Origin of the sequence: Aestuariivirga sp. (genome assembly GCF_037139295.1) — a bacterium.
Classification (GTDB): Bacteria; Pseudomonadota; Alphaproteobacteria; order Rhizobiales; family Aestuariivirgaceae; genus Aestuariivirga.
Map to the genome: position 1 here is coordinate 1 of NZ_JBAXGR010000198.1, position 3,535 is coordinate 3,535.

The 3,535-nt window shown below is 59.3% G+C and carries 2 protein-coding genes; both read right to left on the reverse strand.

Annotated features, from left to right (window positions below):
* Positions 1–2,719: beta-ketoacyl synthase N-terminal-like domain-containing protein (locus WCJ41_RS20690; protein WP_336907728.1), on the reverse strand; the 2,719-nt coding region annotated here is incomplete at its 3' end.
* Between the two features lie 370 nt (positions 2,720–3,089).
* Positions 3,090–3,535: hypothetical protein (locus WCJ41_RS20695; protein ID WP_336907729.1), on the reverse strand; the 446-nt coding region annotated here is incomplete at its 5' end.

A 3,535-nucleotide genomic window follows, 5' to 3' on the forward strand; every position in this document is an offset into this window, starting at 1 on the left:
GTATCCGGTCACCATCACGCTCCGCATCCGAAAGCCGCTTCAGAACCACAATCCCACACCCCTCCCCACGCACATAACCATCCGCAGACGCATCAAACGTCTTGCACCGACCATCGGGCGACAGCATGCGTGCGCGTGCGAAGGCGAGGCTCAAGTCGGGCGTGAGGATGGCGTTGACACCGCCTGCCAGCGCAAGATCGACCTTTCCAAGCCTGAGTCCGTCACATGCCTGATCGACGGCTACCAATGATGATGAGCAGGCCGTGTCGACGGCAACCGCCGGCCCCTGCAGGCCCAAGAAGTAACTCACGCGGCCCGCCGCAACGCTCTGGGCGCTGCCGATTCCGGTATAGAGATCAGCCTCACCCGGGCCCGACTGCGTTAGGATCTGCGCATAGTCGGAGGTACTGATCCCCAGGAACACGCCCGCCTGCTGGTTCATCAACTGCCGCGGGTCAACACCCGCATCTTCGAGCGCCGCCCAACTCGTCTCCAGCACAAGCCGCTGCTGTGGGTCCATCTTCATGGCCTCGACCGGCGCAATCTGAAAGAACCCTGCGTCGAAACGGTCGATCTCCTCGATGAAGCCGCCGCACCCCACGCTGGCCCGCAACGCGGCATCGCTTTCGTCCAGCTTCGACAACCGCCAACGACCCCGCACCTGCGCAATCCCGGACCGGCCCGCCTTCAGCAACTCCCAGAATGCCCCCGCACCCCGCGCCTCACCGGGAAAGCGCATCCCCATCCCGATAATCGCGATGGCGCCAGCTTCAGAGCCCGCCGTAACATCTGGCTTATGCATGGGTCGCGCCTCCGCCTTCCCCGACAGCCGTATCGCCAGCGCCGCGATGGTCGGCGTGTCATAGAGGTCGCTCGCATCAATGTGCACACCCAGGGACTCACCAAGGCGGTTTACAAGCTGTATCGCCCGCAGCGAATCAAGCCCGAGTTCCGCAAAGCCCACATCAAATGGCACCCGGTCAGACGCAACACCGATCGCCGCCCCGATCTCTTCCCGCAGCACGGCCTCCAATTCGTCCGCGCGCCACTCGCGCGGAGGTGCCGTCGGCCCATCCGCAGCACCCAGCAGGCCGACACTGGTAGGCGCTTCCCAGCGCGCCACCTCTGTCAGTTCGCTGGCCAGGAACAGATCCCTTGCCCGGCGCCGCTGCAACTTGCCCGATGTCGTGCGCGGCAGCGAGACCGGCTTCACAAAAACAATTACTGACAGATCAATCTCATATGCCTCCAGCAGCGCACGCCGGACCGCCTGCGCAATGCCGGGCGCATCCAACTCCCGAAGGCCGGACCGCGTCAGTTCATGAACGAGAACCAAAGCTTCGCCGGCCTCATGCTCAACGCCAAAGGCAATCGTCCGGTCATTGCCGAGGAAAGCATCCGCCGCACTCACGCATTCCTCAAGGTCCTGCGCATAGTGATTGCGACCCCTTACGATCACCATCTCCTTTATGCGCCCCAGCACATAAAGCTCGCCGTCCATCACCGCACCCAAATCCCCGGTGCGCAAGTAGCACGGGCCTTCTGGAGAGCCTGCGAGCCTCGCGCCAAACACCTCCCGGCTCAGTTCCGGCTTCTCCCAATAGCCAGCAGCCACACTCGGGCCTGACAGCCAGATCTCCCCAACCTCACCAGACATAAGCTCAATACCCGCCTCAGGATCAACAATCTTCAATACATGCCCATCAATGACGGGACCACAGGAGGTGACGGCCTTTCCGGCAAGGTCACCGAGCACGTCATCGAAGCACAGCGAGTCCGAGCTGAGAAGTTGCCGTTGACTCGTGCCGCTCGTCGGGTAGGCCGCTATGCGGGGAAGCCGCGGGACCCGGCACCCCGTCGCCATCAAGGTAATCTCAGCCATACCATAGGCAGGAGATGCTGAACGCGCATCGAAACCGAAGGGCGCGAAGGCCGCAGCAAATCTCTTCAAGGTTTGAGGCCGAACAAGTTCAGAACCGTTGGCTGAAACCCTCAAATGTGAGAGGTCGAACGCAGTGCCACTTTCTCCCTGAAGGCCATCAGCAGCAAGAACATAGGCAAAATTCGGCGCACTCGTGAACGTCGCACGAACTTTAGAAAGTGCCTCGATCCACCGCAAAGGGCGCTGGGCAAAGGCAGCAGACGACATCAAATGGGCAGGGAAACCACAGTATAAGGGCAGCACAAGGCCAGCTAACAGCCCCATATCGTGAAACGGTGGAATCCAGAAGACACCAACATCCTCGCTTGTAAAACGCCACCGTGTTTCCATTGCGAACAAGTTCGCAAACAGACTTCTCTGGCTAACCATGACGCCCTTGGGCGCACCCGTCGTTCCAGAAGTGTATTGTAGAAAAACAAGATCGTCCGGTTTGCTCTCCGAGTATTGCCAGGCCGATGCAGCCGCCGGATCCACCTTATCAACAGCGATGATCTGCGGAATTCCATCAATCGAGCCCGACAAGTCAATGAGGCGGTCGACAAGCTTCGACGGGGCCAGAATAGCCCTCGCGCCAGCATCTTCAATAATCGACCTCAGTCGCTGCATATGCTTGGCGTTGCGCGGCGGATAAGCCGGAACCGCAACCATGCCGCCCAGCGAGCAGCCAAAAAACGCCGTGATGTAATCAAGGCCAGGCGGACAGAGAATAAGAATTCGATCGCCCCGTGCGCAACTCATTTGCAGAGTGGCGGCAATCGTCTTTGAACGATCAAGCAAACCACTATAACTCAGTAGTTCCTCATCGTATAGATCCGCTGAATGATAAGTTAAGTATCTCCAGCCAATCCTGTCGGGGGTGACAGTCGCTCGCCTAACAACGACATCTGTAATGCATTCAGGCGCAACCCTCGACGTTCCTGGAATCACACCAAGCCGATCGGCGTCATCGGCCGTCTGCCTGGTTCCAATACCGTTTCGCATATTGCGTTCGTGTTCTGGCATTTGTCACTTCAATTCTGGTGTTTCATCTCGGCAACCATTGCATGGACCGCCTTGGGTATCGGCAGCCAGAGCTCCTTAGAAGGTCCTCGATCCTTCTAGAGAAACAGCTGACCGGCCTGTGACGAGCTAGTGCATCATACTTTATTTAAATCCTTGGTATGTGCCTGACCGAGGCGAGCTTGCGAGCCGAGAGAAGGCACATACCAGCGAGGATTTGAAAAGGCGGGTCATCGAGGCTTTCTTGGAAGTGTCTTAAACCACCCAAGGAACCAACGATGACCCACCAAGAAGATTTTGCCGCGTTGAACGATTTGACTGCTCTGATCATCGAACACGGGCCCGACACCGGCGCGAGCAGTTCAGTGCAACGACGGAACGCTGCGTCCCAACTGACCTCCTGCCACTGCCCGTCGACTTTGATCATCGGCGTGCGGACCCGGTCTGGGTCGTCGTGAATGGCGCCCAGGGAAACCCCCTTGGGGCACAGGTGCCCGCGGCTCCAGACGTCATCGGCGTTGCCCCGTATTGCGGCGATCCGGCCGTCAGCGACCTCAATCTCCAAGCCGCACATGGCTTCACACAGCGGACAGG